Below are 24,876 nucleotides of genomic sequence, written 5' to 3'. Positions count from 1 at the left end.
CATGGATTTCATTACTTCCAACTTCGCCCCGATCATGTTTGCGGGGCTGATCGTCTTCCTGCTGATCGGCTTTCCAGTCGCATTCAGCCTGGGGGCATGCGGCCTGTTCTTTGGCTTCATCGGTATCGAACTGGGCGTGCTGCCGGCTTCGCTGATGCAGGCCCTGCCCTTGCGCCTGTTCGGCATCATGCAGAACGACACCCTGCTCGCCGTGCCCTTCTTCACCCTGATGGGCCTGATTTTGGAGCGCAGCGGCATGGCGGAAGACCTGCTCGACACTGTCGGTCAGGTGTTCGGTCCGATGCGCGGCGGCCTGGCTCTGGCCGTGGTGTTCGTTGGCGCCCTGCTGGCAGCCACGACCGGCGTGGTGGCCGCTTCCGTCATTTCCATGGGCCTGATTTCGCTGCCCATCATGCTGCGCTACGGCTACGACCGTCGTCTGGCCAGCGGCGTGATTGCCGCTTCCGGCACGCTGGCGCAGATCATCCCGCCGTCGCTGGTGCTGATCATCATGGCCGACCAGCTGGGCCGCAGCGTGGGTGACATGTACAAGGGCGCCTTTATCCCCGGTTTCATGCTGATGGGCCTGTACGCGCTGTATGTCATCGCCCTGGCTATCTTCAAGCCCGCCCGTGTCCCTGCCCTGCCTCCCGAGGCACGCATTTACCGTGAGCCGAATGGCAGCGGCGGCTACCAGTCGCTGCTGGTGCTGACCGTCCTGTCCACGCTGGTGGCCGTTTTCCTGGCTCGCCACATGGCTGACATCCACACCTGGCTGGAAGGCAAGCCCGTCACCAGCGTGCCCACCGACGAGAAAATCGTGGTCGCTATGTGCGGCGGCGTGTTCGTTGCCTGGGTGATTGCCATCTTCAACAAGGTGACCGGCATGGGGCTGCTGTCCAAGCTGGCCGAACGTGTCACCTTCGTGCTGATCCCTCCCCTGCTGCTGATCTTCCTGGTGCTGGGTACCATCTTCCTGGGCATTGCCACTCCGACCGAGGGTGGCGCCATGGGGGCTGTCGGCGCCCTGGTGATGGCTCTGGTGCGCGGCCGCATGAGCTACAAGCTGCTCACGCAGGCCCTGGCCTCCACTACCAAGCTCGCCAGCTTCGTGATGTTCATCCTGATCGGTGCCACCGTGTTCAGCCTGGTGTTCCAGGGTGCCGACGGCCCGCGCTGGGTGGAGCACCTGCTGTCCGACCTGCCGGGCGGTGCTGTCGGCTTCCTGATCCTGGTGAACGTGATGATCTTCTTCCTCGCGTTCTTCCTGGATTACTTCGAGTTGTCATTTATCGTGGTGCCGCTGCTGGCGCCCGTTGCCGAAAAGTTGGGCATCGACCTGATCTGGTTCGGTGTGCTGCTGGCGGTGAACATGCAGACCTCCTTCCTGCACCCGCCCTTCGGCTTCGCCCTCTTCTTCCTGCGTTCCGTGGCGCCGGCCAAGCCCTATATGGACAAGGTCACGCAAAAGATCACGCAGCCGGTGACGACCATGCAGATCTACTGGGGTGCCATTCCCTTCGTGGTGATCCAGCTGGTCATGGTGGGTGTGCTGATTGCCTTCCCGGGCCTGGTGACGGGCAACCTGGATGCCAAGCAGACCTATGACCTCGACAAGGTTGGTGCACAGATGCGCGACAGCCTGGGGGCACCACCGCTGGATTCCATGGATTCTCCGGCAACAGGCTCCGGCAGCACGTCCATGCCTGCCCCGCCTGCAGATGATCTGGCTCCGGCCGATGACCTCGCTCCCGCTGATCCGGTGATTGGTCCGTCGGGCGCCGCAGCTCCCGCACCTGCACCGGCAGCAGCTCCCGAGCCGGCTTCCGCGACGACCGGCAGCGCCGATCCGCTGACGCCTCCGCCTGCTGCGGGGGATGGCAGCGGGTTCAGTGATGACCCGATGGCTGCGATGAAGCGCAGCGTGCCCAAGGCACAGTAAAAAAAGCGCCCTGCGCTCCGAAAAACGCCCCGTTCAGGGGCGTTTTTCATGTCCGGACACGTAGAGAACCACTGGGAGTCAGGCGGCTAACGCCATGTGATACGTTTGGCTTGGGTTTCAGATCGGCAGTGGAAGGCGCGAGTTGCTCGTCCGGAGAGCCCTCAGTGGCCACATGGTTGCTCCGGGGCATGGCTGCGGACTCTGTCGCCACAATCAGGCACGCTCAGAGCCACATTGGAAACAAACGGCTCCAGCAAGTCTGTCCTTCCCTTCTGACCATAAAAAAAGCCGCCCCAAGGGGCGGCCTTCCGTCTACAAGCCCGAGGGCTTACAGGTTGTTCAGCGTAGCCATGTAGCTGTTGTAGCGGAACTCGGAGAAACGGTTCCACAGGATCTGGTCACGCTGGAATGCGCGCATGTCCTGGTGCACCTTCTTGAATTCGGGCGACTTGGCTTCGTGCTCGGCGAACACTTCCATGGCGGCCTTGTAGCCGGCATCCATGACTTCCTTGGAGAACGGCATCAGCTTGGTGCCGGCTGCCACCAGGTTCTTCAGGGCGATCGGGTTTTTGGCGTCGTACTTGGTGGTCATGTCGCGGGCAGCCACCTTGGTTGCTGCCATGACGATGGCCTTGTTGGTCTCGGACAGCGCGTCGAAAGCCTTCTTGTTGATGAAGAATTCCAGATCGGCGCCACCTTCCCACCAGCCGGGGTAGTAGTAGAACGGAGCTACCTTGTTGAAGCCCAGCTTTTCATCATCGTACGGGCCGACGAATTCGGTCGCATCCAGAGTGCCCTTTTCCAGAGCCTGGTACACGTCGCCGGCAGGCATGTTCTGGGCCACAACGCCCAGCTTGGCCATGGTTTCACCGAAGATGCCGCCACCCAGACGCATTTTCAGGCCCTGCAGGTCGGCCACGGTCTTGATTTCCTTGCGGTACCAGCCGCCCATCTGGGTGCTGGTGTTGCCGGCGCTGGCAGAGAAGAAGTTGTACTTGGCGTAGAACTCGTTCATCAGCTTGCCGCCATTGCCCTGCTCTTTCCAGGAATCCATCTGGCGGGCCGTCAGGCCGAACGGCACGGCGCAGCTGAAGGCGAACAGCGGATCCTTGCCGGTGAAGTAGTAGGAAGCGGTCTGAGCCATTTCCACGGTGTTGTTCTGCAGCGCATCCACCACGCCGAAAGCAGGCATCAACTCGCCAGCCGGGTGCACGGACACCTCGAACTTGCCGCCGGACAGCTCCTTTACGGTCTTGGCGAACATTTCGGCACTACCGAAGATGGTGTCCAGCGATTTCGGAAAGCTGGAAGCCAGGCGCCAGCGTACGGTCTCGCCAGTCTGGACGGCAGGAGCGCCGCCGGAAGCCGCGGCCGTTGCGGGGGCTGCTTCTTCCTTCTTGCCGCAGGCGGCCAGGGCGCCAGCAGCAACGGTTGCACCAGCAATACCGAGGTTTTTCACAAGTGAACGACGATCCATTCCAATCTCCAATTACAACAAGAAACAATCCAAATTGACTGCGGAATTATAAAGTTGCGCCCGTCAGCATCTGTCAGGGTTTTTTCTAGGACGCGCGTTCGAAAACGGCAGCCGGAAGCAGATCGGGAAAGCGGCGCTGCACGCTGGCGGCAATGCCGGGCGCATCCAGTCCCTGCAGTTGCAGCAGCTTGACCGGGTCGCCATGTTCGATGAATACGTCGGGGAAACCCAGCTGCAGCACCGGGCAGGTGATGCCATGTGCCTGCAGGTATTCCAGCACCGCGCTGCCTGCACCGCCCATGATGCAGCCGTCCTCGATGGTGACCAGGGCATCGTGCGAGCGCGCCACTTCCTCGAGCAGCGCATGGTCAAGCGGCTTGGCCCAGCGCATGTTGACCACGGTGGCATCGAGCTGCTCTGCAGCCTCGAGCGCCGGATACAGCAGCGTGCCAAACGCCAGCAAGGCAATACGCTGGCCCTTGCGGCGCATCTCGCCCTTGCCGAACGGCAGGTCCTCCAGCGTAGACGCCGGAACCGTGCCGACACCGGCGCCACGAGGGTAACGCACCGTCACCGGATGGTTCTGGCGATAGGCGGCCGTGAGCAATTGGCGGCACTCGGCCTCGTCTGCCGGGCAGGCCACGCTCATGTTGGGAATGCAGCGCGTGAAGGCGATGTCATAGTTGCCGGCATGCGTGGCGCCATCCGCGCCTACCAGACCGGCGCGGTCGAGGGCGAACACCACCGGCAGGTTCTGCAGGGCAACATCGTGCACCAGCTGGTCATAGGCGCGCTGCAGAAAGGTGGAATAGATGGCGACCACCGGCTTGAGGCCTTCGCAGGCGAGGCCACCGGCAAAGGTCACCGCATGCTGCTCGGCAATGCCCACGTCGTAATAACGCTTGGGGAAGCGGTGGTGGAATTCCACCATGCCCGATCCTTCGCGCATGGCCGGCGTGATGCCCACCAGACGCTCGTCGGCAGCCGCCATGTCGCACAGCCACTGGCCGAACACCTGGGTGAAGGTCGTCTTGGGCGGCGTGGCCGGTTTTTGCAGGCCGATACTGGGATCGAACTTGCCCGGGCCATGGTAGGCGATGGGATCGGCTTCGGCCAGCTTGTAGCCCTGCCCCTTGCGCGTGACCACATGCAGGAATTGCGGACCCTTGAGGTGCTTGATGTTTTCCAGCGTCGGAATCAGCGATTCGAGATCATGACCATCGATGGGGCCGATGTAGTTGAAGCCGAATTTCTCGAACAGCGTGGCCGGCACGACCATGCCCTTGGCTTGCTGCTCCAGGCGCTTGGCCAGCGACAGCAGGGGCGGTGCATTCTTGAGCACGCTCTTGCCCACGTTCTTGGCCGCTGCATAGAACTGGCCGCTCATCAGCTGCGCCAGATAGCGGTTGAGTGCGCCCACCGGCGGGCTGATGCTCATGTCGTTGTCGTTCAGGATCACCAGCAGACGGATGTCTTCCTCAACGCCGGCGTTGTTCAGTGCCTCGAAGGCCATGCCGGCCGTCATGGCGCCGTCGCCGATCACGGCAATGCTGTAGCGGTCGTCGCCCTTCTGGCGTGCGGCAATGGCCATGCCCATGGCAGCAGAAATGCTGGTGGACGAGTGCGCGGTGCCGAAGGTGTCGTACTCGCTCTCGTCACGGCGCGGAAAGCCGCTCAGGCCGCCGAGCTGGCGCAGGCTGCCCATGCGGTCGCGGCGACCGGTCAGGATCTTGTGCGGATAGGTCTGATGGCCCACGTCCCAGACGATGCGGTCTTCAGGCGTGTTGTAGACGTAGTGCAGTGCAACCGAAAGCTCGACGGTGCCGAGGTTGGAACTCAGGTGGCCGCCGGTCTGCGAGACGCTGTCCAGCAGGAATGCCCGCAATTCGTCAGCCAGGGACTGCAACTGCTGGCGCGGCAGATTGCGCAAGTCTTTCGGGGAATGAATGCTGTCGAGCAATGCGGACATCGAGGAGGAATCCTGAAGTTCTATTTTGGTCAGTCATGCCCTGCCCTGTGACACGGTGTCGTGACACACCGGATCCGGCCTGGAGCACATGGGTGGATTGTACCGGTGGGTCGCCACGCTCCGTTCAGAAAGCGCGCTCGATCACCAGATCGGCCAGGGCGCGCAAGGTGTCTGTACGCTCCAGGCCACTGGCCTGCAGCGCCTGTACCGCTTCCTCATGCAACTGGCGTGCATAGGCGCGCGAAGCATCAAGGCCGAGCAGCGAGACATAGGTCGGCTTGTCGTTGGCAGCGTCCTTGCCGGCAGTCTTGCCCAGCGTCTGGGAGTCGGCCGTCACGTCCAGGATGTCATCGACCACCTGGAATGCCAGACCAATGGCCGCGCCATACTGCTGCAGCGCTGTGTGCGTGGCGGAAGATGCGTTGCTGCAGGCAGCGCCCATGACCACGCTGGCCTGCAGCAAGGCGCCGGTCTTGAGGGCGTGCATGCGCTGGAGTTCGGGGCGCGTCAGCGCCACGCCCACGCTTGCCAGATCGATGGCCTGCCCGCCTGCCATGCCATGGCTGCCTGCGGCGCGCGCCAGCAGTCGGCACAGGGTGGCCTGCATGGCAGACGGGATGTCCTCCTCGGAAGCGTCGGGCGTGAGCAGTTCGAACGCCAGTGCCTGCAAGGCATCACCCGCCAGCAAGGCGCTGGCTTCACCGTAGGCAACGTGCACGGTGGGCTTGCCACGGCGCAGCACGTCGTTGTCCATGCAGGGCATGTCGTCGTGCACCAGGGAGTAGGCATGAATCAGCTCGACGGAGCAGGCAGCGCGCAGCGCGGCAGACTGCAGGCCGTCCGTGGCCTCGCAGGCCGCGAGTACCAGCAGCGGGCGCAAGCGCTTGCCACCGTCCAGCACGGCATAGCGCATGGCTTCGCCCAAAGCGTGCGGCGCGTCACGCCCGACCCAGTCGGACAGTGCCTGTTCGACGCGCCCGAGCTGTTGCTGTATCCAGTGCGGGAAATCGGAAGACGGGTTGCTCATGCGTTGTCATCCTCCAGTGCCCTGGTGCCAATGCCTTGCGAGCCGGATTCGAGCACGCGGATCTGGTCTTCGACTGCCGTCAGTTTCTGCTTGCAGAACGCCAGCAGCGCTGCACCGCGCTGGTAGCTCGCCAGCAGCTCGTCGAGCGGGGTCTGCCCGGACTCGAGCGTCTGGACGAGATCCTCCAGTTCGGAGAGGGCTTCTTCGTAGGTGTCGGGCAAGGGTGTAGTAGAAGATGGAGGAAGACTGCTCATCAGGGAAAACACATTCGGATCGGATGGTCGATTGTACGCCGCAGCCCTGTCACGACAAGAAGCGCGGCCGCCTTCGTGCTTGCTCGAATCGCGGAAACGTGCGACTCGTCACGACTTTCGTGTGACGCTTTCATGAAAATGTGGCGCAAATGTGGTTAAGACGTTGATTTTCCAGAGAAATGATGCCGTATTGTGGCGCGTATGCAGCAGAAATCCGGGGCTCACGGTACAATACGCGTTCGCCGGTGGGGGCATGGTGGCATGTGCTTCCTTCGCATGAATTTCCGCATGCTTCACACCTTTTCGCGCGCCAGCGCACCCTGCCCCTTCATAGGGGGAGTCTCAGGTCAGGACAAGATGTCTGATTTAAGTCTTCAATTACAGCAGGCCACAAGCCAGTTCCCCGTCAGCAGCTATTTCAGCGAGGCGCTTTTCAAGCGTGAACTCGAAACAATATTCGCCCATGGCCCGCGCTATGTGGGTCATGCCGCCTCCGTGCCGAACGTGGGCGACTATTACGCGCTGCCGCAGGAGAACGAGGGCCGTGCACTGGTGCACACGCCCAATGGCATCGAGCTGGTGTCCAACGTCTGCCGCCACCGTCAGGCCGTCATGCTGAAGGGGCGGGGCAATCTGGGCGAACAGGCCGGCGGCAACATCGTCTGCCCGCTGCACCGCTGGACCTACAACAGCAGCGGCAAGCTGCTGGGCGCGCCGCATTTCAGCCACGATCCCTGCCTGAACCTCAACAACTACAAGCTGCGCAACTGGCACGGCATGCTGTTCGAGGACAACGGCCGCGACATTGAGGCCGACCTGGCCAACATGGGCCCGGCCAGCGCGCTCGATTTCGATGGCTATGTGCTGAGCCACGTCGAATCGCACATCTGCAACTACAACTGGAAGACCTTCATCGAGGTCTATCTGGAGGACTACCACGTCGGTCCGTTCCATCCCGGCCTGGGCAACTTTGTCACCTGCGACGACCTGCGCTGGGAGTTCAAGCCCGAGTACTCGGTGCAGACGGTGGGTATTGCCAACCAGCTCAAGAAGCCCGGCAGCGATGTGTACCAGAAGTGGCACGAAGTGCTGATGCAGTACCGCAATGGCGAACTGCCCGAGCACGGCGCCATCTGGCTGACCTACTACCCGCACATCATGGTGGAGTGGTATCCCAACGTGCTGACGGTGTCCACGCTGCATCCGCTGGCGGTGGACAAGACGCTGAACCTGGTCGAATTCTTCTATCCGGAAGAGATCGCCGCGTTCGAGCCGGAATTCATCGAGGCGCAAAAAGCGGCCTACATGGAAACCTGCATCGAGGACGACGAGATCGCCGAACGCATGGATGCCGGCCGCAAGGCACTGCTCGAGCGTGGCGACAATGAAGTCGGCCCCTACCAGAGCCCGATGGAAGATGGCATGCAGCATTTCCACGAGTGGTATCGCCGCAAGGTGGGCAACCCCGAAGAACTTGCGACCGACGCTCTGCGCTGACCTGGTTTCGAAGCGCGGGCGACCGCTCTGTCCCTGACTGAGGGTATCCGGTCATCGCTCCGAAGGGCGCCGCGCTCTCACTACAATAGCCAGCAGACGCCAGCCGCTGCTGGCTATTTTCTTGCCTTCTACATTTCGGCCACTTCTGCATGCAAGCCCTCTGGATGGCGCTCGGCGCCCTGTTCTTTGCCATCATGGGGGTGTGCATCAAGCTGGCCTCGCAGGGCTATGGCACGTTGGAGATCGTGTTCTATCGCGGGCTGACCGGCGTGGTCCTGTTCAGCGCCCTGCTCTGGTTGCGCGGTACGCCGCTGGCGACGCCCGTGCCGTTGCTGCATGTGCGGCGCAATCTGGCGGGCATCACCGCCATGTCGCTGTGGTTTTACGCGATCGGGCACTTGCCGTTTGCCACATCGATGACGCTCAACACCATGAGCAGCGTGTGGCTGGGCACGCTCGTGATTGTGGCTGCCTGGTGGAAGACGCGGCGCATTGCCTATCCCTGGCTGTTCGTGGCTGTGCTGTGCGGGTTTGTAGGCGTGGTGCTGCTGCTCAATCCGCGCATGGCGGGCAATGATCCTCTGGCTGCGCTATTGGGACTGATTTCGGGAATGATGTCGGCGGTGGCCTATCTGCAGGTGAGCGCGCTGGGTCGTGCGGGCGAGCCAGAAACTCGGACGGTGTTCTATTTTTCGCTGGGCACCACGCTGGTGGGTCTGGTGGGGGTGCTGCTGTTCAGCGGATTTTCGCCGCTGGAATGGCGCACGGCCTGGCTGCTGCCTGCCACCGGCATCTTTGCCTCGCTCGGCCAGTGGTGCATGACGCGGGCCTACACGCGCGGCTCGACGCTGGTGGTGGCCACGCTGCAGTATCTGGGCATCGTCTATGCCTCGCTGTTCAGCCTGTGGCTGTTCCACGAGCGGCTGGAGCCGGCTGCCTGGCTGGGCATGGTTATCATTGTGCTCTCCGGCATTGCCGCCACCTGGGTGCGCCAGCATCAGGCCATGCGGCAGGCCGCACAGAATGCGGGCTGAACCGGCACCGCCATCACAGACATAACAACAACGGAGACACCCATGTACACCACCCTCATCACCGCCCGACAACTGCACGAACTCCAGAGCCAGGACAAGCCCCTGATGGTGTTCGACTGCAGCTTCGACCTGATGCAGCCCGACTGGGGCGTGCAGCAATACCTCGAGGCGCATATTCCTGGCGCGCTGTACGTGGATCTGGATACCTACCTGAGTTCCAGCGACCCGGACAATGCTGCCAGCGGTGGCCGCCACCCGCTGCCGGTACGCTCCGACTGCGTGCATGCGCTGCGCCGCGTGGGTTTCACCAACGACATGCAGGCCGTGGTCTACGACCGTAACGGCAACAACTACTGTGGCCGCCTGTGGTGGATCATGAAGTGGCTGGGCCATGACAATGTGGCCGTGCTCGATGGCGGCCTGCAGGCCTGGCAGGATGCCGGCTACCCGGTGGAATCCGGCCCGCATCCGATCAGCCAGCAGATGGACTCGGGCGCCTATGCCATGGTGGACCAGCCGTTCGAACTGAACAAGCCGTTGGTGCGTCTGGTTTCCACCGACGAAGTGGCACAGAGCCTGGGCAAGGGCGAATGTACGCTGATCGATTCGCGCAGCGCGGCCCGCTATCGGGGTGAGGAGGAACTGCTGGATCCGGTGGCGGGACACATTCCTGGCGCGCTCAATCGTCCATTTACCGAGAACATGGAAGCTGACGGCCGCTTCAAGCCGACCGGGGTGCTGCGCCAGGAGTTCGATGCCATGCTGGACGGACGCGATACGAGTCGCGTAACGGTGTACTGCGGCAGCGGCGTCAGCGCCATTCCCAATGTGCTGGCCATGGAGATCGCCGGACTGCCCCGCCCTGCCCTGTACGGCGGCAGCTGGAGCGAGTGGTGCACGACCAAGCCTGAGCTGCCGGTGGAACGCGGCTAAGCCACGCCGTGCTGGCGGAACCAGGCCAGCATGCGCTTCCAGCCATCCCTGGCTTCCGTTTCCCGATAGCTCGGGCGGTAGTCGGCATGGAAGGCATGGGGCGCATCGGGATAGACCACAAAGCTGCTGGCTGCAGCGGCACGATTGCCCTTTCGGCCTGCTTCCTGCAAGGCGGCCTTCATGCGGTCCACGGTGGCGATGGGGATGCCGGTATCTGCACCCCCGTACAGCCCCAGCACCGGCCCGTGCAGCTGTCCTGCCAGGTCGACCGGGTGACGCGGTGCAAGCGCCGTGGCCTCCCCGACCAGACGGCCATACCAGGCGACCCCGGCCTTCACCGCCGGATTGTGCGCAGTGTATAGCCAGGTGATACGGCCACCCCAGCAGAAGCCGGTGATGCCCAGCCGTGCGATGTCGCCCCCGTTTGCGGCCGCCCAGCGCACCGTGGCATCCAGATCGGCCATCACCTGCGCATCCGGCACCTTGGCGATGACTTCGCTCATCAGCTTGGGAATTTCGGTATAGCTGCCGGCGTCGCCCTGCCGCACGAACAGGGAGGGTGCGATGGCCAGATAGCCTGCGTGCGCCAGACGACGCGCCACATCGGCAATGTGCGCGTGCACACCGAAGATTTCGGAGATGACGAGCACCACCGGAAGATTGCTCTTGCCGGAAGGGGCTGCGCGGTACGCCGGCATGGCAAAGCCATTCACGTCGATCAGCACGTTGCCTGCCTCCAGGCCCGCGGCCGGCGTCTGCTTGCCGGGCCCGGCCTGGGCGCATCCGGTGGACACGGCCGATGCCAGCACCGCACTGGCAGCAATGGCGGCCTGCAGCACGGCGCGGCGATCTGGGCTGCCTGCGCCCTGCAACAAGGCTTCGCTGTCTTCAATCTGGTTGGGATGCATGCCTGTCTCCTTCTCGGTGGGGTAAAAACTCAGTGAGCCTGCTCCCAGTTGGGACCAAAGCCAATCTCTGCCAGCAGCGGCACGCGCAGCTGCGCCACGCCGGCCATGATGCGCGGCACCTCGCTGCGCACCCAGTCGATCTCTGCTTCCGGCACCTCGAACACCAGTTCATCGTGCACCTGCATGATCATGCGGGTGGCACGCTGCTGCTCGTCGAGTGCGCGCTGGACCTGGACCATGCTCATCTTGATCAGGTCGGCTGCCGTGCCCTGCATGGGCGCATTGATGGCGGCACGCTCGGCCCCGGCGCGGCGCGGGCCGTTCGGGCTCCGGATGTCGGGCAGCTGCAGGCGGCGGCCGAACACGGTTTCGACAAAGCCCTGTTCGCGCGCCTGCTCGCGCGTGCGCTCCATGTACTCGCGCACGCCCGGATAGCGTTCAAAGTAGCGCTGGATGTAGTTGCGCGCCGCCGTGTTGTCGATGCCCAGCGACTTGGCCAGGCCAAAGCTGCTCATGCCGTAGATTAGGCCGAAGTTGATCACCTTGGCGTAGCGGCGCTGCTCGCTGGAGACCTGATCAGGCGCCACACCAAAGACTTCCGAAGCCGTGGCGCGGTGCACATCGGCGCCGCTTTCAAAGGCATGGATCAGCGCCGCATCCTCGCTGATGTGCGCCATGATGCGCAACTCGATCTGGCTGTAGTCGGCACTGGCAATCACGTTGCCCGGCCCTGCCACGAATGCTTCGCGGATGCGGCGTCCTTCGGCAGTGCGCACCGGAATGTTCTGCAGGTTGGGATCGGTGCTGGACAGGCGCCCCGTCACCGCCACGGCTTGGGCATAGTTGGTATGCACCCGCCCGGTGAGCGGATTGGTCATCCCGGCGAGCTTGTCGGTATAGGTGTTCTTCAGTTTGGACAGGCTGCGGTATTCCAGAATGGCGCGTGGCAGCGGGAAGTCCTCGGCCAGTTTCTCCAGCACCTCTTCGTCGGTGCTCGGTGCGCCGGTGGAGGTTTTCTTGATGACCGGCAGGCCCAGCTTGGTGAAGAAGATCTCGCCGATCTGCTTGGGTGAGCTCAGGTTGAATGGCTGTTCGGCCATCTCGTGCGCGCTGCGTTCCAGCTCCAGCATGCGCAGGCCGAGTTCGTTGCTCTGGCGCGCGAGCTGCTGTGCATCGATCTGCACGCCGTTGCGCTCGATGCGGAACAGCACTTCGCTGGCCTCGATTTCCAGCTCGTAGATGCGGCGCAGCTTGTCTTCCTTCTCGAGTTGCGGCCACAGGGTCTGGTGTACCTGCAGGGCAAAGTCGGAATCCTCGCAGGCATATACCGTGGCCTGACCCACAGGCACCTGGCTGAAGGGAATCTGGCTGGCACCCTTGCCGCACAGGTCTTCGTAGCTCAGGCCGCGGCGGTGGATATGGCGCTCGGCCAGGCTTTCCAGTCCGTGCGGCTTGTGCGCCTCCAGCACATAGCTCTGCAGCATGGTGTCGTGGATATAGCCACGCACCTCGATGCCGTGATTGGCGAGCACATGCCGGTCGTACTTGATGTTCTGGCCCAGCTTGGGCTTGCTGGCATCTTCCAGCCAGGGTCGCAGGCGCTGCAGCACCTCGTCCAGTGGCAATTGTTCCGGCGATTCCGGCGCCTCATGGCCGAGCGGGATATAGGCCGCCTGCCCCGCCTGCACACTCAGGCTGATGCCCAGGATGCGCGCCTGCAGCGGATTGAGCGAGGTGGTTTCGGTATCCAGGGCCGTCAACTCAGCCTGCTCGATGCGGGCGAGCCAGGCGTCAAAGTCTGACCAGGTGGTGATGGTCTGGTAATCCGATGCCTGGGCAGCATGATCCTGTTCGCTCGGTCTGGCTTCGCTGAACAGGTCGCCCGTGCCGCCAGGGGCCGGAGCCGCCGCAGCGGCAGTGCCACCGCTGTCGTCCGGCAAGGCCTTGAGCAGGCTGCGGAACTGGTACAACTGGTAGAAGGCCCGCAGCTCCTCGATGTTGCGCGGATGCCGGGCCAGCGCCCCCAGGTCGGGCAGCCCCTGCACATGGTCGCCCAGGTCGCAATCGGTCTTGATGGTGACCAGCTGGCGGCCGATCGGCAGCCAGTCCAGCGCCTTGCGCAGGTTCTCGCCCACCACGCCCTTGATGCCGGCGGCTTCCTCCACCAGCTTATCGAGCGAGCCGTAGGTGTTGAGCCACTTGGCCGCCGTCTTGGGGCCAACCTTGTCCACGCCGGGCACGTTGTCCACCGTATCGCCCACCAGCGTCTGGTAGTCAATCATCAGCGAGGGCGGCACCCCGAACTCGGCAGTGACGCCCGCCACGTCGCGCTTCTTGCCGTTCATGGTGTCGATGATGGTGACATGCTCGTTCACCAGCTGGCTCAGGTCCTTGTCGCCACTCGAAATGATCACGCGCTTGCCCTGCTCTGCAGCCATGCCGGCCAGGGTGCCGATGATGTCGTCCGCTTCCACGCCCTCGATGCACAGCACGTGCCAGCCGAGCAGGCGCACCACCTGGTGGATGGGCCCGATCTGGCTGGCCAGATCCTCCGGCATGGGCGGACGGTGGCCCTTGTAGTCCGGATACAGCGCGTTGCGGAAGGTGCTGCCCTTGGCATCGAACACGCAGACGGCGTAGCGCGTGGGAAACTCGCGTTCGAGCGACTGCATCATGTTGATCAGGATGCGCAAGGCTCCGGTGGGCTGGCGGGTGCCGTCGGGCAGGGTTACGCTCCAGTCGCCGCCGGCGTGGAAGGCGCGGTACAGGTAGCTGGAACCATCCACCAGCAGCAGAGTGTCGGAAGGGGCATCCACGGTGGCCGTTTCTTCGGCCACGGGAGAATCGGAAATCTGTTCTTGCATAGGCCTGCCATTGTGCCTGCAAAGCCCGGTGCGGCAATACGGCATTCCCCGCCTGCCGTGCCATTGCGGCTGGGGAAATGCAGCCTTATGCCCTAAAATCCCTGCATTGCGCCACAATGCGGCGCCCGTCCCGATTGATCGAAGCGAATTGCCATGAAAACTCCCCTTTCCGTCTCCATCCTGCTGGCTGCCGCAGTGTTTTCCCATGCCGCGTGGACGCAGACGCACGGAGTGGATGGCGTCAGCGCCCCCGCTGTCGTTGCAGCCGAGCCCGGTGTTGCCGAAACTGACGGCCAGTTGCGCGGCGACCAGCGCATCGAGCACCTGAACCACCAGGACAGCGGCTCCACCATCAACGAGTTGCGCGTAGGTGGCGAATCGGAAAGCATCACGGTCAAGCCCAACAACCGCGCTCCGGCTTACCAGATCACCCCCGAGCGCACCAACCCCACGGCCACTTCCGGCCAGCGCATGTGGAACGTGCTGAAGTTCTGATTGCCGCGCACTGCTTGATTCCACCATGGCTGTATTTACCGAAGTCTCGCTAGAGGCCGCCCGACCTTTGTTTGAAGAATTGCAACTCGGCACCCTGCTCGAGTTGAAAGGCATTCAGGGCGGTATCGAAAACACCAACTATTTCGCCACCACCGACCGGGGCGAATACGTGCTGACGCTGTTCGAGCGTCTGACGCACGCCCAGTTGCCCTTTTATCTGTACCTGATGCAGCACCTGGCGCTGCGCGGCATTCCGGTGCCCAGGCCGGCTGCCAACGCCGAGGGCGAAGTGCTGTTCACGCTGTGCGGCAAGCCCGCTGCCGTGGCCAACCGCCTGAGCGGCAAGAGCCAGCTGCAACCGCAGCCGCCGCATTGCGCTGCCGTGGGCACCACCCTGGCCCGCATGCACCTGGCCGGCCAGGACTATGAGCGCGAGCAGCCCAACCTGCGTGGCCTGCCCTGGTGGAACGCAACGGCGCCCGAGGTCTATCCGCACATGGACGACAGCCAGCGCGAACTGCTGCAGTCCGAGCTGGCCTACCAGAACCACATTGCCGCCAGCGCTGCCTACCAGGCGCTGCCGCGCGGCCCGGTGCATGCCGACCTGTTCCGCGACAACGTGATGTTCGAGGGCGAGACGCTGACCGGCTGCTTCGACTTCTACTTTGCAGGCGTGGACACCTGGCTGTTCGATCTGGGCGTGTGCATCAACGACTGGTGCATCGACCTGGCGACCGGCGTGCTGGATCCCGTGCGCACACAGGCCCTGCTGGACGCCTACCAGGCCGTGCGCCCGCTGGAAGCCGCAGAGCGCGAACTGCTGCCCGCCATGCTGCGTGCTGCGGCGCTGCGTTTCTGGGTATCCCGCCTGTGGGATTTCTACCTGCCGCGCGAAGCCAGCATGCTGGTGCCGCACGACCCCACGCATTTCGAGCGCGTGCTGCGCGAGCGCATTGCACGTCCGCTCACCCTGCATACGCCGCAGCATGCCTGAACGGGCATGGCTGCACGGTTGTTTCCTGCTGCATGCCGCTTCTCGCAGATGTGCAGCATTCAGATTGACTGATCGCCCATGCGACTGAATATTGTCCCTGCCAGCCAGGGCATCCAATGGATGAAGCAAGGCATCGCCACCTTCCGCAAGAAGCCGCTGGCGATGCTGGGACTGTTCTTCATCTTCCTGACGGTGGTGAACCTGCTGTCGCTGATTCCGTGGCTGGGCATTGCCATGGCGCTGGCCATGCTGCCGGCGGCCACACTGGGTTTCATGACGGCCGCGCGCGAGGTGGCGCAAGGCAACTACCCCATGCCTACCGTGCTGCTTACGGCATTCCGTGCCGGCCAGCAACGCCTGCATGCCATTGCCGTGCTGGGCATGCTGTATGCCGTGCTGTTCGGCCTGAGCATGGCCGTGACGCAATGGGTGGATGGAGGCCAGTTCGTGCGTATCTACCTGCTGGGCGAAGCGATTGAACCAGCCGCCATGCGCGAGTTGATGTCCCAGGGCGATTTCCAGATGGCGGCCATCCTCGCGGGTACGCTCAACGTGGTGATCGCCATGCTGTTCTGGCATGCGCCGGCGCTGGTGCACTGGCATGGCGTGTCGCCGGTCAAGAGCCTGTTCTTCAGCATCGTGGCCTGCCTGCGCAACTTCCCGGCCTTCTTCGTCTATCTGATGGCCTGGGTGGGGCTGACCATGCTGGTGGTGCTGGGTGCTTCGCTGCTGTTCACGGCCATTGCCGGCCCGGTGATCGGCTCGGTGCTGATGCAGCTGCTGCTGATGGTGATCACGGCGATGTTCTTTACCTCGCAGTACTTCAGCTATCTGGACTGCTTTGTCGAGGCGCGCGACTCCAGTACCGAAGTCTGAGGCAGACCGCAGCGCGGGCGTTCCGGTCCGCGATTACAGCTTGCCAGCTTCTGCCAATCGCGCCAGGGTGACACGGTCGGCCTTGTCCAGCAGGCCCTGATTGCGCGCACGTTCCACCAGTTCGGGGCGGTGTTGTGCTGTCAGCTGCAGGCTCTGGTCGCGGCGCCAGCGGGCGATGGCGGCATGGTTGCCGCCCAGCAGCACCTCGGGGACGCCCTGCCCCTGCCATTGTTCGGGGCGGGTGTAGTGCGGGCAATCCAGCAGGCCGTCCAGCGCGGGGTTGAAGCTGTCCTGGATATGGCTGGCCTCATCCTGCAGCACACCGGGCTGCAGGCGCGCCACGGCATCCAGCAGGGCCACGGCGGCAATCTCGCCACCTGACAGCACAAAATCACCTAGGCTGAGCTGGTGCGTGACGTGCGCATCGACAAAGCGCTGGTCGATACCTTCATAGCGACCGCACAGCAGGACAGCACCCTGCCCTTCGGCCCAGTGGGTCACTTCTGCATGGTCGAGGCGTGTGCCGATCGGGGTGAACAGCACCACCGGTGCTTCGCTGCCTGCCGGGTCGGCACGGTCCTCGCGGATGGCCTGCAGGCAGCGTGACAGGGGCTCTGCCATCATCACCATGCCGGGGCCGCCGCCAAACGGGCGGTCATCCACGCGGCGGTAGTTGCCTTCGGCGTAGTCCCGCAGCTGCCACAGGCGAACCTGCACCTGTCCGCTGGCATAGGCGCGGCGGGTAACGCCAGCCTCCAGATAGGGCTGGATCAGTTCCGGGAACAGGGTGATGATGTCGAAGCGCATGCCGGGCAATCAGTAGTCGGGTTGCCAGTCGACCACGATGCGCTTGCCCGGCACATCCACGCTGTCGACAAAGGCATCCACGAAGGGAATCAAGCGCTCCTGCGCCTTGCCTTCGGCGTCCACGCCGGCATCGAGCACCAGCGTGGTCTGCGGGCCGGTGGCCAGCAGGTCGCGCACGGTGCCGAGCGCCACGCCCTCGCGGTTGCTGACGGCGCAGCCGATCAGATCGACCCAGTAGTATTCGCCCTCTTCCGGCTGCGGGAAGCTGGAGCGCGGCACCAGAATGCGCGCGCCCTTGAGCAGTTCTGCGGCATTGCGGTCCATGATGGCGGCTGCGCCTGCCACCAGGCCGTCGCCATGCTCGCGCACCTGGCGGATCTGCAGTGAGCGTGTGCCTTCGAAATGGCGGGCACCACGCTCTGCAGGCAGCAGAAACCACTGCCTGGCGTTGAACAGCGCCTCGGGCAGGCTGCTGTAGGGAATGATGCGGAACCAGCCGCGCACGCCCCAGGCCTCGCCGATGCGGGCGACCTCGACAGCGTCTTCGGGCAAGGTGGCGGATTCCAGAACGGTATTCAGATCGGCAGACATGCGGTGATTGTGTGCAGGCGGAGCAGAAAAGACAAAGCCCAGTGGAATGCACTGGGCTTTGCATCAGACCGGGAAGGTCTGTGGAGTATCAGGCAGCAACCTTGGCAGCTTGCTTGACCAGGCGTTCCACGGTGGGAGAAACCTGGGCGCCGACGCTCTTCCAGTACGCAATGCGGTCCTGGGCGATACGCAGGCCTTCGGTGCCTTCCTTGGCGCTGGGGTTGTAGAAACCGACGCGCTCGATGAAGCTGCCGTCGCGACGCACGCGCTTGTCAGCAACCACAACGTTGTAGAACGGACGGGCCTTGGAGCCGCCGCGGGAGAGTCGAATGACGACCATGTTGAAATCCTTCGGGTGGTAAAAATTCTTCCAGCGTTTGAGACACGCGACTGGCCACCCGGCCAGCGACACGCTGAAAACATTCGATTATAGAGGCAAAGCGCGAGAGCTGGAAGTTGCTGCGACACTTTTTGTTGTTCCTCTGCAGCGCGCTGCGCCGAATCTGACCAGAGCCCCGCTGCCGGGATGGAGCTCCAAGGATATCGCACGCCACAAAACAGACTGCCGAGCCCCCACAGTCAGGGGCATCAGACAGCCGCCCCTGCATCAGATCACTTGAAGATGATCAGGCTCAGCCAATAGGCGAGAGCCGCCACTGCGGCGCTGGCGGGAATCGTCAGAATCCAGGCCCAGACAATGCCACCTGCCACGCCCCAGCGCACAGCACTGGCACGCTGTGTCGAGCCCACGCCCACGATGGCACCGGTGATGGTGTGCGTGGTCGAGACGGGGATACCGAGCGCCGTTGCGATGAACAGCGTGAGCGCACCGCCGGTTTCCGCACAGAAGCCGCCGACCGGCTTGAGCTTGGTGATCTTCTGGCCCATGGTGCGCACGATGCGCCAGCCTCCGAACATGGTGCCCAGGGCAATGGCGGCATAACAGACCAGGATCACCCAGGTCGGCGGGCTGGCCTCGCCGGACTGCGCATAGCCGGTGGCAATCAGCAGCATCCAGATGATGCCGATGGTTTTCTGCGCATCGTTGCCGCCATGACCCAGGCTGTAAGCACCGGCCGAGACCAGCTGCATCTTGCGGAAGTGCTTGTCCACCTTGAACGGCGAAGTGCGGCGGAAGATCCAGGACACGGCCACCATCATGAGCGAGCCCAGCAGAAAGCCCAGCAGCGGAGACACGATGATGAAGGCCACGGTCTTGCTGATGCCCTGCCAGATCAGCGCATCGGTGCCGCCCTTGGCGATCACGGCGCCGACGATGCCGCCGATCAGCGCATGCGAGGAGCTGCTCGGAATGCCGTAGTACCAGGTCAGCAGGTTCCAGCTGATGGCCCCGACCAGGGCGCCGAACACCACATGGGTATCGACCACACTGGGCAGGACAATGCCCTTGCCCACGGTGGCTGCCACGCTGAGGTGGAAGATGAAAATGGCGATGAAGTTGAAGAAGGCCGCGAAGACAACGGCATGGCCGGGTCGCAGCACACCGGTCGAGACGACCGTGGCAATGGAGTTGGCTGCATCGTGGAATCCGTTCATGAAATCGAACAGGACCGCCAGGACCACGAGCATGATCACAACCCACAATGCGCTTGGGATGACTTCCATGGAGAGGGTCTTTGGTTGGTTCTTGAATCAGGCCAGTGCCATGGCGCCCGGTCAGGCGTTTTCCAGCACGATGCCTTCGATCAGCTTGGCGACGTCCTCGCAGCGGTCGGTCACCGCCTCGAGCAGGTCGTACATGGCCTTGAGTTTGATGAGTTCGCGCACGTCCGGCTCTTCTCGGAACAGGCGGCTCATGCCCTGGCGCATGACATGGTCGGATTCGGATTCCAGTGCATCGACTTCAGAACACAGCAGCAATGCCTGCTTGCCGGCATCGCCCTTGCCCAGACGGGTCAGCTGTTTGATGGCCTGATCCATGCGTTCGCAGCACAGCAGGCTGACTTCACTGAGCTTGGCCAGTTCGGGGGTGACGGCCTGCAGGTCATACAGGGCCATGGTTTCGGCGCTGTCGCGCAGCAGGTCGGCCACGCCGTCCATGGAGCCGATCAGCTGGTGCAGTTGCTCGCGGTCCACCGGGGTGATGAAGGTCTTGTGCAGCGCGGTGTTGAACTCGGCCGCCACGGCGTTGGCACGCAGCTCTGCCGCGTCGACTTCCTTGGCCAGAGCCACGCGCACGTCCCGGTCGGAGTAATTCATCACCAGTTGGCAGAAGTTGCGTGCGGCATCGACGATGCAGTCGGAATGGCGACTGGTCAGTTCGAAGAAGTTGCCTTCATGGGGGAGCAGTTTGCTGAATATCATGAATGGGTTGAATGTGGATTCAGGAGACAATTCCGCTTGTACTCTTGCGTTACCAATTTTGACGGTTTTGTGACAAATTCAAAGTTTATCCGCTCTTCCGATGCCGGCGACGGGCTGAAGGCGATTTCATGCGCTGCAATTTTCAGGGTGTTGTTTTGAAGAGCGACTGCATTGGCGCAGCTTCCGCAAACGGTGTTGTGATCGTGCATCAGGACGCCCACCTGATCGTGCTGGACAAGCCAGCCAACCTGCTTGCAGTGCCCGGCCGCGGGGAAAAGAACCACGATTCGCTGAGCGTGCGCGTGCAGGCGCTGTTTCCCGAGGCGCTGATCGTGCACCGGCTGGACATGGGCACCAGCGGCCTGCTGGTGATGGCGCGCACGCTGGAGGCACAGCGCAGGCTTGGCGACGCCTTTGCCAGACGTCAGGTGCACAAGCGCTACGTGGCCATAGTGCAGGGCGAACTGCAATCGCCGGAGGAGGCATGGCAGACGATTGATGCGCCGCTTTGTGTTGACTGGCCGAACCGGCCGCGCAGCAAGATCGATCCTGTCCATGGCAAGCCGAGCGTGACGCACTGGCGCAGCGTGGCGGAGCCTGAGGCATTTCCCGGCCTGGCCGAAGGATTCCTGCGCCCTGCCGTTCCTCACAGCATCATCGATCTGGAGCCGGTGACGGGGCGGTCGCACCAGCTGCGGGTGCATCTGCAGTCTCTGGGCCATCCCATTGCCGGTGATTTGCTGTATGGCGATGCCGACAACCACGCGATGGCACCACGCCTGTTGCTGCACGCCTATGCGCTATCGCTGCCGCATCCGGAAACCGGGGCGCTGATGCACTGGCACTGCCCCACCCACTTCGATTTGCTGGACGGATTGCCGCAATATCGCACGCTGCAAGTCCCCCTCGCACAGAGGGGTTTGGACCGTCCCTGAGAAATGGGGCCACAATGCGATTCATGCAGTTCCCGAACGACGCTCTTTCTCCTGCCAATGCTGCACCGCAGCAGCTTGTGGACCGTTTTGGCCGCAGCATCGACTACCTGCGCGTGTCGGTGACCGACCGCTGTGACTTGCGCTGCTCCTATTGCATCCCGAAAGGCTTCCGCGATTTCGAGGAGCCGGAGAACTGGCTGACGTTCGACGAGGTGACACGGGTGGTGGCGGCGTTTGCGCGTCTGGGCACGTCGCGTTTTCGCCTGACTGGCGGCGAGCCGCTGCTGCGCCGCAATCTGCCGGATCTGGCGCGACGCATTTCCGCGCTGCCGAACGTGGAAGACCTGTCTCTGACCACCAACGGCACGCAACTGGTCAAGCACGCTCAGGCTCTGCGAGATGCAGGCGTGATGCGGCTGAACGTGAGCCTGGATTCGCTGCGTGGCGAGTGCGTGGAGCAGATCACCGGCAGCGACAGCCTGCAGAAGGTGCTCGACGGCCTGCGTACCGCACGCGAGGCAGGTTTCGAACGGATCAAGATCAACATGGTGCCGATGCAGGGCGTGAACGATGGCGATATTGACGCCATGGTGGCCTTCTGCATGGAAAACGGCTTTGTGCTGCGCATGATCGAGGCCATGCCGATGGGCCATACCGGGCAGGAAACGCGCGGATTGTCACTGACCGCCCTGCTCTCGCAGCTGGAAAAGAAATACGCGCTGGTACCGAGCACGGTACGGCTGGGTGGCGGCCCTGCCAAGTACTGGGTCAGCCCCGGTACCGGTTTCACGCTGGGCCTGATCACACCGATCTCGCAGCACTTCTGCGAAACCTGCAACCGTGTGCGCCTGTCGGTGGATGGCACGCTCTACATGTGCCTGGGGCAGGAAGAGAGTTTCGAGCTGCGCCCCCTGCTGCGCGCAGGTTGCAGCGATGCGGAACTGGAAGCCGCCATCCGCTCCGCCATCGAACTCAAGCCGGAGCGGCACGAGTTTGTCGAGCGGCCGGAGAAGTCCATCCGTTTCATGTCCATGACGGGTGGCTGAGCTTGCTCGAATGGGGCCCTTCTTGCTCTGACTGCCACCTGCCACGTTTGAGTTCGCCCTACTTTTTCTTGGGACGGAAAGCGGTAATGACTTCGGCACGCGTCTCGATGTAGGGGCCGCCCATCAGTTCGATGCAGTACGGCACCGAGGCGAAGATGCCGTGCACCACGACCTGCCCTTCGGCATTTTTCACACCTTCCAGTGTTTCCTGGATCGCCTTGGGGCGACCGGGCAGGTTCAGGATCAGGCTGGTGCCGCGGATCACGCCGACCTGGCGCGACAGGATGGCCGTGGGCACGTAATACAGGCTGACCTGACGCATCTGCTCGCCGAAACCGGGCATCACGCGATCGGCCACGGCTAGGGTAGCCTCGGGAGTGACGTCCCGCGGCGCCGGACCGGTGCCGCCAGTGGTCAGGATCAGGGCGCAGCCTTCCTGGTCGGCCAGCGCACGCAGGCTGTCTTCGATCACGGCCTGCTCGTCGGGAATGAGCCGTTCGACAAATTCCACCGGGTTGCTGACGGCTCGCTCCAGCCAGCTTCGCAGGGCCGGCAGGCCTTCGTCCAGGTAGACGCCGCTGCTGGCGCGGTCGCTGATCGAGACTAGACCAATGCGGATTGTGGGCAGCTTGTCCATCAGAACCATCCTTTTCCGGGCAAGGGGTAGATCGTAACCGGATCGCCCACGGCAACCGGCGTATCGGGGGTGATTTCAGCCAGCACATTGGCCTGCACGCAGGCAGACAGCATGGCGGAGCCCTGTCCCTGCAGCGCGCTCACATGCCAGCGTCCGTCCGGGCCGGCCTGCGCCACGGCACGCAGGAATTCGCGCCGCGGCTCGCGCTTGAGGCGTTCGAAACCGGAGACGGCCTGTACCGCCAGCGGTTCGGGTTGCGGCAAGCCCTGCAGCTTGCGCAGGGCCGGAGCCACCAGCATGAAGAAGGCGACGAAGGTGGCCACCGGATTGCCGGGCAGCATGAAGACGCGTGCCTGACCGGCACTGCCCCAGGCAAAGGGCTTGCCCGGCTTGATGGCGAGCTTCCAGACATCGAGCTGGCCGATATCGGCCAGTGCAGCGCGCACATGGTCTTCCTCGCCGACCGAAACACCGCCGCTAGTGAGAATCACATCGGCCTGGGTGGAGGCAGCCTGCAGGCGCTCTCGCGTGATGGCAGCGTCATCCGGCAGGCATCCGCTCAGCACCACCTCCACCGGCATGCCGGCCAGCCAGGCCAGCATCTGGTAGCGGTTGGCATCGTAGATCTGCCGGGGTGCCAGATCGGTGCCTGGTTCGCGCAATTCATTGCCGCTGGAAAACACCGCCACGCGCAGCGGACGCAGCACCGGCAGCGCGGCGTGGCCCTGGCTGGCAGCCAGGGCGACGGCAGCGGGGTCGAGCAAGGTGCCCTGGTTCAGCAGCGTACCGCCGGCGGCGTATTCTTCGGCGCGGCGGCGGATATGGGCACCTGCGCGGGCCGGCTGGGCCAGAATGAGCGTATCCCCTTCCGTCTGCACATCCTCCTGGGGTACCACGGCAGTGGCGCCGGCAGGAACCGGAGCGCCCGTGAAGATGCGTGCGGCCTGACCGGCCTGCAGGGTCAGCTCCGGGCTCTCGCCAGCAGCAATGCGGCCTGCCAGCGTGAAACGGGTGCTGTTGCCTTCGGGATCGGCCACGGCGTAGCCATCCATGGCGCTGTTGTCGAACTGGGGCGTGTCATACAGCGCGGGCAGATCGGCGGCGAGCACATGCCCGCTGGCCTTGTCCAGGGGCAAGGGAATGGTGTCGGAAACAGGCTGCAGGGACGCCAGCAGCTGACGCAGCGCGTCGTGGTAGTCAAGCATCATGGGATAAACGGTGTTCGAGTTGAAGCAAGGCAGCGGGATCGTTGGCATTGGCAAACGCCGCTACGTCATCGAAAGGTACGGCTTGCGAGGCCCGGTTGGCGATCCAGCCACGTAGGCTGCGTTGTCCGGACGCCAGATAAGCCGCCGCACTGGCCAGTGCGGAACATTTTGCCAGCAGCATGGCGGGTTGCGGCCGATCGCCGCATTGGGGGTAGGCGATTTCAAGTGCCGGATTTTTTTGCAATGCGGCGAGCAGATCGCGAACGAGGTGATCCGGCAGCAGCGGCGCGTCGCAGGGAACCAGTTGCAGATAGCCGTTTGTATCCGCCAGCATCGGCGCCACGGTGGCGAGGGCGGCCATCGGACCCATGCCCTGCCATTGAGCGTCATCCGTGATGACGGGGAAGCCCAGCGTCCGGTATTCCTCCAGATGGCGATTCGCGCTGATCTGCAGCTGGCTGACCTGTGGGCGCAGCCGTGCAAGCACATGGCTGACCAGCGGCTGGCTGGCGAGCGCGATCCAGCCCTTGTCCTGACCGCCCATGCGCCGCCCTTCTCCGCCAGCGAGGATCAGTCCGGTGACCAGGGCCTGTTCAGTCATTCCAGCGGTCACGGGCTGCGTCGTCACTCGCCTTGGCGGCAACCCAGGTGGTGCTGCCGTCGGCAAATTCCTCGCGCTTCCAGAAAGGGGCCTCGGTCTTGAGGTAGTCCATCAGATATTCGGCGGCGGCGAAGGCGGCACGGCGATGGCCGGAGGCAGCCAGCACCAGCACGATGCCCTCGCCCGGCTCCAGCCGGCCCACGCGATGCACCACGCGGCAGGCGGAAACCGGCCAGCGTTCACCGGCCTGACGGGCAATGCGTTCGATCTCGCTTTCGGTGACCCCGGCATAGTGCTCCAGATGCAACGCTGCCAGAGGATGGGCCTGATCGTGTGCGCGTACCATGCCCTGGAATACCACCAGCGCCCCCGCATCACCCGCGTGCTGGCGCAGCGCCTGCTCTTCGGCAGCAAGGTCAAACGCCTGTTCCTGAACGGAAACGGACAGCCACATGC

The 24,876-nt window shown here is 63.5% G+C and carries 24 protein-coding genes; 9 read left to right on the top strand and 15 right to left on the bottom strand.

The genetic code is table 11. The features are described 5' to 3' along the window. Window position 1: 1 nt before the first annotated feature. On the top strand, window positions 2-1,942 hold the full coding sequence (locus tag BMW28_RS05880; RefSeq protein WP_091814974.1) for a TRAP transporter large permease: 1,941 nt from the start codon (window positions 2-4) through the stop codon (window positions 1,940-1,942). Between the two features lie 328 nt (window positions 1,943-2,270). Here the strand turns inward: BMW28_RS05880 and BMW28_RS05875 are convergent, their stop codons facing one another. The 4 genes from BMW28_RS05875 to xseB form a co-directional block, all read right to left on the bottom strand. After that, entirely contained in the window at window positions 2,271-3,419 is a 1,149-nt protein-coding gene (locus tag BMW28_RS05875) for a TRAP transporter substrate-binding protein (RefSeq protein ID WP_091814972.1), read from the bottom strand. An 85-nt stretch (window positions 3,420-3,504) separates the two neighbouring features. After that, window positions 3,505-5,388, bottom strand: coding sequence for a 1-deoxy-D-xylulose-5-phosphate synthase (dxs, locus tag BMW28_RS05870; RefSeq protein ID WP_091814969.1), 1,884 nt, complete (start codon window positions 5,386-5,388; stop codon window positions 3,505-3,507). A 124-nt stretch (window positions 5,389-5,512) separates the two neighbouring features. Further along, on the bottom strand, window positions 5,513-6,415 hold the full coding sequence (locus tag BMW28_RS05865; RefSeq protein WP_091814966.1) for a polyprenyl synthetase family protein: 903 nt from the start codon (window positions 6,413-6,415) through the stop codon (window positions 5,513-5,515). Next, the gene (gene xseB / locus BMW28_RS05860) at window positions 6,412-6,669 is read right to left on the bottom strand and encodes an exodeoxyribonuclease VII small subunit (RefSeq protein WP_091814965.1); all 258 of its coding nucleotides are present in this window, start codon (window positions 6,667-6,669) and stop codon (window positions 6,412-6,414) included. The genes BMW28_RS05865 and xseB overlap by 4 nt, the downstream gene beginning before the upstream one ends. Before the next feature lie 357 nt (window positions 6,670-7,026). On the opposite strand from xseB, the gene BMW28_RS05855 reads away from it, so the two are divergent. From BMW28_RS05855 to BMW28_RS05845, 3 genes are all read left to right on the top strand, one after another. Beyond that, window positions 7,027-8,166 (top strand): aromatic ring-hydroxylating oxygenase subunit alpha, encoded by a 1,140-nt coding sequence (locus tag BMW28_RS05855; RefSeq protein WP_091814962.1) that lies wholly within the window; start codon window positions 7,027-7,029, stop codon window positions 8,164-8,166. A 149-nt stretch (window positions 8,167-8,315) separates the two neighbouring features. Then, complete coding sequence (locus BMW28_RS05850; protein ID WP_091814961.1) at window positions 8,316-9,200, top strand: DMT family transporter; 885 nt, start codon at window positions 8,316-8,318, stop codon at window positions 9,198-9,200. Window positions 9,201-9,242: 42 nt separating this feature from the next. Beyond that, window positions 9,243-10,133 carry a sulfurtransferase gene (locus BMW28_RS05845; RefSeq protein WP_091814958.1) on the top strand — a complete coding sequence of 297 codons (891 nt, stop codon included), beginning with the start codon at window positions 9,243-9,245 and terminating at the stop codon, window positions 10,131-10,133. On the opposite strand, the gene BMW28_RS05840 is transcribed toward BMW28_RS05845, so the two are convergent. Continuing rightward, window positions 10,130-11,041, bottom strand: a complete 912-nt coding sequence (locus BMW28_RS05840; protein WP_091814956.1) for a dienelactone hydrolase family protein — start codon at window positions 11,039-11,041, stop codon at window positions 10,130-10,132. The genes BMW28_RS05845 and BMW28_RS05840 overlap by 4 nt on opposite strands. A 29-nt stretch (window positions 11,042-11,070) precedes the next feature. After that, the gene (gene polA / locus BMW28_RS05835; protein ID WP_091814953.1) at window positions 11,071-13,905 is read right to left on the bottom strand and encodes a DNA polymerase I; all 2,835 of its coding nucleotides are present in this window, start codon (window positions 13,903-13,905) and stop codon (window positions 11,071-11,073) included. 153 nt (window positions 13,906-14,058) lie between these two features. Between polA and BMW28_RS05830 the strand changes: the two genes are divergently transcribed. From BMW28_RS05830 to BMW28_RS05820, 3 genes are all read left to right on the top strand, one after another. Next, complete coding sequence (locus tag BMW28_RS05830; protein WP_091814952.1) at window positions 14,059-14,400, top strand: hypothetical protein; 342 nt, start codon at window positions 14,059-14,061, stop codon at window positions 14,398-14,400. A gap of 25 nt (window positions 14,401-14,425) precedes the next feature. Then, window positions 14,426-15,394, top strand: coding sequence for a homoserine kinase (locus tag BMW28_RS05825; protein WP_091814951.1), 969 nt, complete (start codon window positions 14,426-14,428; stop codon window positions 15,392-15,394). 78 nt (window positions 15,395-15,472) lie between these two features. Next, a complete protein-coding gene (locus BMW28_RS05820) occupies window positions 15,473-16,270 on the top strand; it encodes a BPSS1780 family membrane protein (protein ID WP_091814949.1) in 798 nt (265 codons plus the stop codon). Window positions 16,271-16,303: 33 nt separating this feature from the next. Here BMW28_RS05820 and trmD read toward each other — a convergent pair whose 3' ends face one another. The 5 genes from trmD to BMW28_RS05795 form a co-directional block, all read right to left on the bottom strand. Continuing rightward, window positions 16,304-17,077 carry a tRNA (guanosine(37)-N1)-methyltransferase TrmD gene (gene trmD, locus BMW28_RS05815; RefSeq protein ID WP_091814948.1) on the bottom strand — a complete coding sequence of 258 codons (774 nt, stop codon included), beginning with the start codon at window positions 17,075-17,077 and terminating at the stop codon, window positions 16,304-16,306. A 9-nt stretch (window positions 17,078-17,086) separates the two neighbouring features. Continuing rightward, window positions 17,087-17,668 carry a ribosome maturation factor RimM gene (rimM, locus tag BMW28_RS05810; RefSeq protein ID WP_091814946.1) on the bottom strand — a complete coding sequence of 194 codons (582 nt, stop codon included), beginning with the start codon at window positions 17,666-17,668 and terminating at the stop codon, window positions 17,087-17,089. Window positions 17,669-17,756: 88 nt separating this feature from the next. Next, window positions 17,757-18,008, bottom strand: coding sequence for a 30S ribosomal protein S16 (gene rpsP, locus BMW28_RS05805; RefSeq protein WP_091814945.1), 252 nt, complete (start codon window positions 18,006-18,008; stop codon window positions 17,757-17,759). Between the two features lie 272 nt (window positions 18,009-18,280). Further along, window positions 18,281-19,294, bottom strand: a complete 1,014-nt coding sequence (locus BMW28_RS05800) for an inorganic phosphate transporter (protein WP_091814943.1) — start codon at window positions 19,292-19,294, stop codon at window positions 18,281-18,283. Window positions 19,295-19,345: 51 nt separating this feature from the next. Continuing rightward, window positions 19,346-19,993 (bottom strand): DUF47 domain-containing protein, encoded by a 648-nt coding sequence (locus BMW28_RS05795; protein WP_091814942.1) that lies wholly within the window; start codon window positions 19,991-19,993, stop codon window positions 19,346-19,348. Between the two features lie 203 nt (window positions 19,994-20,196). Here BMW28_RS05795 and BMW28_RS05790 point away from each other — a divergent pair, with 203 nt between their 5' ends. Together BMW28_RS05790 and moaA are read left to right on the top strand one after the other, a co-directional pair. After that, a complete protein-coding gene (locus BMW28_RS05790; RefSeq protein ID WP_327020812.1) occupies window positions 20,197-20,928 on the top strand; it encodes an RluA family pseudouridine synthase in 732 nt (243 codons plus the stop codon). A 23-nt stretch (window positions 20,929-20,951) separates the two neighbouring features. After that, on the top strand, window positions 20,952-21,974 hold the full coding sequence (gene moaA, locus BMW28_RS05785; RefSeq protein WP_091814938.1) for a GTP 3',8-cyclase MoaA: 1,023 nt from the start codon (window positions 20,952-20,954) through the stop codon (window positions 21,972-21,974). 58 nt (window positions 21,975-22,032) lie between these two features. On the opposite strand, the gene mog is transcribed toward moaA, so the two are convergent. Genes mog through BMW28_RS05765 form a run of 4 tightly spaced genes read right to left on the bottom strand, consistent with a single transcriptional unit; the run spans window position 22,033 to window position 24,874 of the window. Then, window positions 22,033-22,611, bottom strand: coding sequence for a molybdopterin adenylyltransferase (gene mog, locus BMW28_RS05780; RefSeq protein WP_091814935.1), 579 nt, complete (start codon window positions 22,609-22,611; stop codon window positions 22,033-22,035). After that, window positions 22,611-23,819 (bottom strand): molybdopterin molybdotransferase MoeA, encoded by a 1,209-nt coding sequence (locus BMW28_RS05775; protein ID WP_200785722.1) that lies wholly within the window; start codon window positions 23,817-23,819, stop codon window positions 22,611-22,613. The genes mog and BMW28_RS05775 overlap by 1 nt, the downstream gene beginning before the upstream one ends. Beyond that, the gene (gene mobA / locus BMW28_RS05770; RefSeq protein WP_234969995.1) at window positions 23,809-24,447 is read right to left on the bottom strand and encodes a molybdenum cofactor guanylyltransferase MobA; all 639 of its coding nucleotides are present in this window, start codon (window positions 24,445-24,447) and stop codon (window positions 23,809-23,811) included. Before mobA ends, BMW28_RS05775 begins: the two co-directional genes overlap by 11 nt. Continuing rightward, window positions 24,413-24,874, bottom strand: coding sequence for a molybdenum cofactor biosynthesis protein MoaE (locus BMW28_RS05765; RefSeq protein ID WP_091814930.1), 462 nt, complete (start codon window positions 24,872-24,874; stop codon window positions 24,413-24,415). Before BMW28_RS05765 ends, mobA begins: the two co-directional genes overlap by 35 nt. Window positions 24,875-24,876: the final 2 nt, after the last annotated feature.

It is taken from the genome of Allobrachymonas denitrificans DSM 15123, assembly GCF_900110225.1.
In the GTDB taxonomy this organism is placed as follows: Bacteria; Pseudomonadota; Gammaproteobacteria; order Burkholderiales; family Burkholderiaceae_C; genus Brachymonas; species Brachymonas denitrificans.
This window is presented reverse-complemented; position numbering and strand designations above follow the sequence as displayed.